Source organism: Streptomyces lushanensis, from assembly GCF_001700515.1.
Taxonomy (GTDB): domain Bacteria; phylum Actinomycetota; class Actinomycetes; order Streptomycetales; family Streptomycetaceae; genus Streptomyces; species Streptomyces lushanensis.
On record NZ_MAUD01000244.1, the window covers coordinates 1 to 6,691 of the forward strand.

Consider the following 6,691-nt stretch of genomic DNA (forward strand, 5'->3'; position numbering starts at 1 on the left):
GCTCCCGGTGCCGCGACAGGCAGCGGGACGGTGCGTGCGCTGTTGGCCACCGGTCCGTGCTGCGGCGCGAGGGTTCGGCGCTCATGGCTGTGAGCGTCCAAGCCGGTCCGTCGCAGGGTGAGCCGCGGGTACGGCCCGATCCCGCGGCCGTGCTCTCCGCCGTCCACGGCTGGCTCGACACCCGCCCGAGCCCGGCCCCTGCCCTCCCCGCGGTCCTCGACTGCGTGGTCGGGGGCCGCCCGGTGCGCGCCCTGCTGACGTACGCGACACAGGCCGACGCGTCCGCCGAGCTGTGACGGTCCGCCGGTCAGTCCTCGTGATCCGACTCGATGCCCGCCTCGGCACGCAGCTCACGGGCGCGGGCACGGTGCCGCCCGGCCGCCTCCGGATCGCCCGACTCCTCCGTCACCGCGGCGAGTTCGTCGTGCAGCGCGATCTGATCGTGGACGGATCCCCGCGCCCGCTCATGGACCAGAGCCTCCTCGTACGCGGCGACGGCTTCGGCCGTACGGCCCAGTGCGCGGTGGGTGCGGGCCAGTTCCGCCGCCGTCCGGCCGATCATACGAACCCGGTCCTGGTCCACGGCCAGTCGGCGCGCGGCCTCCAACTCCGCCTCGGCCTCGGCCGGCCGGCCCGCGGCACGCAGCGTACGGCCGGCCAGAAAGCCCTGGAGCAGCACGCCGTAGGGGTTCCCGATGGTGAGATGGATGTCGCGCGACCGCTGGAAGTACGGGACGGCCTCGTCCGGCCGGCCGTGCCAGGCGAGATACTTGCCCCGGAACTCCAGGGCCGAGGCATGGAGCTTCTCCCCGGGCACGACCGACTCCGCCGAGAGCACCGCCTGCCGTGTCTCCGCGTCCGCGTCCGCCGCCCGGCCGGCCTTCCAGAGCGCCTGGGCGAGCTGGCAGCGCATCCGGATCAGCGCCTGAGCCGCGCCGTCGCGCTGTGCGCAGTCCCGGCCGGTCTGGAACGCGCGGATCGCGTCCTCGTGATGGCCGTGGTCCTCGTAGTGCTTCCACAGCGGCTCGCAGAGGGACCAGGCGTGCGTGTCCTCGCCCAGATCGCCCGCGATCCGCACGAGTCCGTACAGCGCCTTGCGCTCCGTGTCGAGCCAGGCTCCGGCCTCCGCCGCGCTCGCGAACGGCACATCGGGAGCGTACGGAAGCTCCGGAACCGGTTCGGCCATACGCATCCTCTCCGCCCCGAGCGTCCGGTCGGCGCGCTCCGCCTGCCTGCGGTACCAGAGGAGCAGCCGGCGCATCCCTTCCTCGGTCTCGGCCGGATCGCCGTACCGGTGGGCGCAGCGGACGGCGTGGGCACGGAGCAGGCTGTGCGTCCGCCACCGGCCCGCGCGCGGCGAAAGGGCCAGCAGCCCCGCGTTCGTCAGTCCGTCGAGCCCGTCCTCCCCGTCGTCGAGTCCCGTCCCGAGCAGGGCCGTGGCGGCGTCGAGCGTGATGTCGTAGCCGGGGTGGTGCGGCATCAGCCGGTAGAGCCGGGCCGCGGGCGGGTCGAGCGTGGCGTACGCCGCGTTCCACACCGCTTCGACCACGGGCAGCCCCTTCTCGTAGAGGTCCGCCGTGAGGTCCGCGACGATCCGTTCCAGCCGTCTGCGCGGGTATGTGAACAGCAGCTGGCCCGCGACCTGCAAGGCGATCGGGAAGCCGTCGCAGAGCCGGGCGAGTGGTACCAGCGTCTGTGCGGACTCATCGGGCCGTACACGCTCGCTGAGTCTGCGGAGGACCGCCGAGCCGTGCTCGGGTGACAACGGTCCCAGGGCGAGTTCGTGCGTGACGTGCGACTCCAGTCCGGAGAGCCGCTCCTGGCTCGCGACCAGGACCACCGCTTCGGCCGACACCGGCAGCAGGGTCCGGATCTCGTCGGCGGACCAGACGTTGTCGAGGGCGAGCACCAGCCGCGCCCCCTGGGTCTTCCCCCTGTACTGGCCCACCAATTGCCGGTACTCCGACGAGGGCCGGCCGTCCCGTACCCCGAGCCAGCGGAGCAGGTGCCTCAGCAGTGCCTCGTGGTCGACGGAGCCGTCCGTGCGCCATTCGTCCAGGTCGATGTAGGCCGCGCGGAAGCGGTCCTTCATCTGGTGGGCGAGGTGAACGACCAGAGCCGTCTTGCCGATTCCGCTCACCCCGGTGAAGGTGACGACCAAGGGGTGTTCGAGCGGGGCGGACTTCGCCCGCTCATCGAGCTCCCGCCACACCCGGTCGGTCTGCGCTCTCCTGTTTTCGAACACACCGTTGTCCAGGGGAAGCTGATGCCCCGGGTCCGTGTCGTCCTGGCCGCCGAAGTGGAAATACTGGTTCACCTCGCCGATCCGGCTCGCCTGCACCAGGCCGTGCTGAGTGCCCCCGCTGACGCTGTTTCCCCCCTCGGCCATGCCCTCAGCCCTGTCCGCTGATGTGCTGTACGCCGACCTGGATCGTTCCGTAGTGGGTGCCTCCGCTGATCGTGTTGTACACGTCCCGGAATTGCTGGGCAGCGGGCGCCGGGGTCAACTCGTCCACGAGGGCACGCAGTTCGGCGGCGGACTCGGGGTCGGCACGCAGCGTGCGGCGCAGCCGGTTGCGCCATTCCGCGCGGAGGTCATCGTCGATCTGCTCGTCGCCCTCCTGCCGCGCCGCGGTCAGTTCGGCGCGTGCGGTCTCCAGTTCGGCCTCGATCGACTCCGGGGACGCCGTGCCCCGGCCGGCGAAGAATCCGACCACCCGGTCCCGTACCCGCATCCAGCCGTCCGTCGCCATCTGCTCGACGAGCGCCGTCGCGCCCGCTGTCGCCAGTGCCACCAACTCGGCTTCCACCGTGCCCCCTTCGGCTGTCGACATCACGGACATCCGAGCCTACCGGTCACCTGCCGAGCAGGGCGGTGAGCGCGCCGACCGGATCCGCGTCGGGGGTGCCGCGCGGCCACCAGTCCTCGCGGTCGCGGTCCGACTCGTATCCGTACCAGAGTCCGTCGCGGCCGAAGCGAAGCTGGAGGGAGGGTGTGGAGAGCTGGTTGCGCCAGGGCCGGAAGTGCGGGAGGTCGGCGGCGGCGAGAGCGGGCCTGGCCCGGTCGAACGGTCCCGCGGGCGGGTCCCAGGGCTCTTCCAGTACGGCCAGTCCGGCGAGGCCGCCCTGGCGCCAGGCGGCCACGGCGCGGGCGAGATCGGTGGGAGTGCGGTCCAGGGCGCCGGCCAGATCGCGGTAGAGGGCGCGGGAGGAGGCGGTGAGTCCGGAACCGGGATGGGCGGCGGCCAGGCGCACCGCGTCCTGCCAGGGAGTGAGAGCGCCGACCGGATCGAGACCGGTGGTCAGGAACGTGTGCGCGCGGGCCGCCGCCTCGGTGGCCAGGAGGTCGAGCGCGAGCGGATCGGGCGCGCCGGGCACCTGTGGATAGACCGGCGGGCGGCCGGGCACCGCGGGCACCGGGAACGGCGGTGGAAGCGCGGGGAGCGACCTCGGCCGAAGGGCTGCGCCGGCCGGGACCGTGGGCATGGGCGGTGCGGCCGAGGTCCGCTCGGCGGCGGAGCGGGTGGCGTTGCGGCGGGTCAGATCGGCGAGGACCTCGCTCTCACCACGGCCGCGCATCAGAAAGAGGACAAAGGGATCCTGGTCGAGGAGCCGCGCCGTCTGATAACAGAGAGCGGCGGCGTGCTTGCACGGGTAACCGTCGTCCGGGCAGGAGCAGTCGGGGGTGAGATCGCCCGCCGACGGCAGGAGGTCGGCCGACGCGGCGAGTGCGTGCGGCATCTCCTTGTCCAGGAGGGCCGCGATGTGGTCGGGACGGGCCGCCGCGGCGTCGAGGAGTTCCTCCCAGTCGGACTCCCCGAGCACACGGAGCCGGATCTCCGTACGGTACGGCCGCGGCCTGGTCCCGTGTACATAGGCCATGACCCGGCCGGGCGTGACGGTGATCGCGTCGACGAGACCTCTGCCCGCGTAGGCACGGCCGCGCTGGAGACGCGCCGTGTCCAGCGCGGTGTCCTCCATCGACCCCACCCAGGCGTTGCCCCACCAGGTCGCCGCGAAGTCGCCCGCGGTGCCGGGCACGGGCGGCAGGGCCGGGAACGTACGGCGCCGGTCGTCGTGCCGAGCGGCGCGCGCCGCGGCCGTACGGGCGTCGCGGCCGGCCCGCGCGCCACGCGGGGCCCTGGACGGGCGCGCGGTGCCGGTGGCCTCCGGTGCGGGCGGAGCGCCCGGGGCCCGGGGGTCCGGGCGCGGAGCAGGAGATGTGTCCCGGGCGTGGGGAGCCGTCATGACAGCCTCCTCAGCGAGACCAGATCGGCCAGTTCACGGTCGGTCAGCTCGGTCAGGGCCACCTCGCCCGAGCCGAGGACCGCGTCGGCCAGCGCCCGCTTGGACCTCAGCATCTCGGCGATCCGGTCCTCGACCGTGCCCTCCGTGATCAGCCGGTGGACCTGGACGGGCTGGGTCTGGCCGATGCGGTACGCGCGGTCCGTCGCCTGCTCCTCCACGGCCGGATTCCACCAGCGGTCGAAGTGGACGACATGCCCGGCCCTGGTGAGATTGAGACCGGTGCCCGCGGCCTTGAGGGAGAGGATGAAGACCGGGATCCCGCCCGACTGGAACCGGTCCACCATGCGCTCGCGCTCGGCCACGGGAGTACCGCCGTGGAGGAGCTGGGAGGGGACGGCACGCGAGGCGAGATGGGCGGAGAGCAGCCGCGCCATCGAGACGTACTGCGTGAAGACCAGCACCGAGCCGTCCTCCGTGAGGATGGTGTCCAGCAGCTCGTCCAGAAGTGCGAGCTTGCCGGAGCGGCCGGTCAGCCGGGCCGTGTCCTCCTTCAGATACTGCGCGGGATGGTTGCAGATCTGTTTGAGCGCGGTGAGCAGCTTCATCACCAGACCCCGGCGTGCGATGCCCTCCGCCTCCTCGATGGCCGCCATCGTCTCGCGGACGACCGCCTCGTAGAGCGAGGCCTGCTCCCGGGTGAGGGCGACGGGATGATCGCTCTCCGTCTTGGGCGGCAGCTCGGGCACGATGCCGGGGTCGGATTTCTTTCTGCGCAGCAGGAAGGGGCGCACGAGCCGGGACAGACGCTCCACCGCGTCCGCGTTCTCCATGTCCTGGACGCCCGCGCTCCTCGCGGCCGCGGTGTTCGCGACGTTGGCGGCGTTCTCCACGAGTCGGGCGTGGCGCGACCGGAACGCCTTGAGCGGGCCGAGCAGACCGGGAGTGGTCCAGTCGAGCAGCGCCCAGAGCTCGGAGAGGTTGTTCTCCACGGGGGTGCCGGTGAGCGCGACCCTGGCGGGCGACGGGATCGTACGGAGCGCCTTGGCGGTGGACGAGAACGGGTTCTTGACGTGCTGGGCCTCGTCGGCGACGACCATCCCCCAGGTGTGCCCGGCCAGCGCGTCGGCGCTGCCGCGCATCGTGCCGTAGGTGGTCAGTACGAACCCGCCCGCCACCTCGTCCAGGCTGCGCCCCGCGCCGTGGTAGCGGTGCACGGGCACTCCGGGCGCGAAGCGGGTGATCTCACGCTGCCAGTTGCCGAGGAGGGAGGCGGGACAGACGACCAGCGTGGGGTCCTTGCGGGCCCGGTGGAGATGCAGGGCGATGACCGTGACCGTCTTGCCGAGGCCCATGTCGTCCGCCAGGCAGCCGCCGAGGCCGAGCGAGGTCATCAGATCCAGCCAGGCGAGACCGCGCAGCTGGTAGTCGCGGAGCGTGGCGGCGAGGGCCGGTGGCTGGGGAACGGTGCCGTGGTCCCCGACGAGCCGGTCGCGCAGGGCCGCCAGCGCGCCCGTCGGGACCGCCTCCACCGTCTCGCCGTCCACCTCGGCCGTGCCGGTGAGGGCGACGGCCAGTGCGTCGACCGGTTCCAGCAGCCCCAGCTCACGCTTGCGCGCCTTGCGGACGAGCGCGGGATCGACCACCACCCACTGGTCGCGCAGCCGCACGATCGGGCGGTGCGACTCGGCGAGCGCGTCCATCTCCGCCTCGCTCAGCGGATCGCCGCCCAGCGCCAACTGCCAGTTGAACGTGAGCAGTTCCTCACTGTCGAAGAACGGCGTGCCGTCCGTGGCCGAACCGGGCGCGGGACGCACGACCGCGGCGGCCGTGAGCGTACGGGCCAGCTCCCTGGGCCAGTGGAGGGCGACGCCCGCCGCCGCGAGAGCGGCTGCACCCGGGCCGAGCAGGTCGTACAGCTCGTCCTCGGAGAGCGCCAGCACATCCGGGACATCACGCTCCAGCAGCCGGGCGAGTGGTGTCCACACCCGCGCGGCGCGGCGCAGGGCGAGCATCGCGTCGATCCGGGCGCGTGGACCGAAGCTCTCGTCACCGGCGCCCGCCCAGAGCCCGGCCGCGTCGATGACCAGGGTCGGGTCGGCCAGGCTGTGGATCTGGACGAGGGCGGTCCCGGCCCGCCGCACGACACCGTCCCGCTCGGCGCCGGCCCGCACACCGGAACCGGAGCCTGCGCCCGTGCCGGAGCCCGAGCCCGTCTCCGCGTCGACGGCGGCCTCCGTACCCACGCCCACGCCCGTGTCCCTGTCCGTGTCCGTGTCCGTGTCCGTCTGGTCGAACAGGTCGAACGCGGAAAGATCCAGCCGCAGCGAGACCCGCACTCCCGCGTCCATCCCGGCCGCCGCCTCCGCCGCCCATGTACGAGCGCGCGGCAGATGCTGGGCCGCGCGGGCGGCGAACGGCGCTCCCGCCGCGTACGCGGCGGCCG

General features: G+C 73.1%; 5 protein-coding genes. 1 reads left to right on the plus strand and 4 read right to left on the minus strand.

What is annotated here, in order from left to right:
• The first annotated feature begins 83 nt into the window (after positions 1 to 83).
• A complete protein-coding gene (locus BFF77_RS20360) occupies positions 84 to 296 on the plus strand; it encodes a hypothetical protein (protein WP_141698476.1) in 213 nt (70 codons plus the stop codon).
• Between the two features lie 11 nt (positions 297 to 307).
• On the opposite strand, the gene BFF77_RS20365 is transcribed toward BFF77_RS20360, so the two are convergent.
• The 4 genes from BFF77_RS20365 to BFF77_RS20380 all read right to left on the minus strand — a co-directional run.
• Positions 308 to 2,389 (minus strand): tetratricopeptide repeat protein, encoded by a 2,082-nt coding sequence (locus BFF77_RS20365; protein ID WP_079125330.1) that lies wholly within the window; start codon positions 2,387 to 2,389, stop codon positions 308 to 310.
• A 4-nt stretch (positions 2,390 to 2,393) separates the two neighbouring features.
• A complete protein-coding gene (locus tag BFF77_RS20370) occupies positions 2,394 to 2,834 on the minus strand; it encodes a hypothetical protein (RefSeq protein ID WP_245703610.1) in 441 nt (146 codons plus the stop codon).
• Positions 2,835 to 2,856: 22 nt separating this feature from the next.
• On the minus strand, positions 2,857 to 4,248 hold the full coding sequence (locus tag BFF77_RS20375) for an SWIM zinc finger family protein (RefSeq protein ID WP_079125331.1): 1,392 nt from the start codon (positions 4,246 to 4,248) through the stop codon (positions 2,857 to 2,859).
• A partial coding sequence (locus BFF77_RS20380) for a DEAD/DEAH box helicase (protein WP_245703611.1) occupies positions 4,245 to 6,691 on the minus strand: 2,447 nt, incomplete at its 5' end. The genes BFF77_RS20375 and BFF77_RS20380, both read right to left, overlap by 4 nt.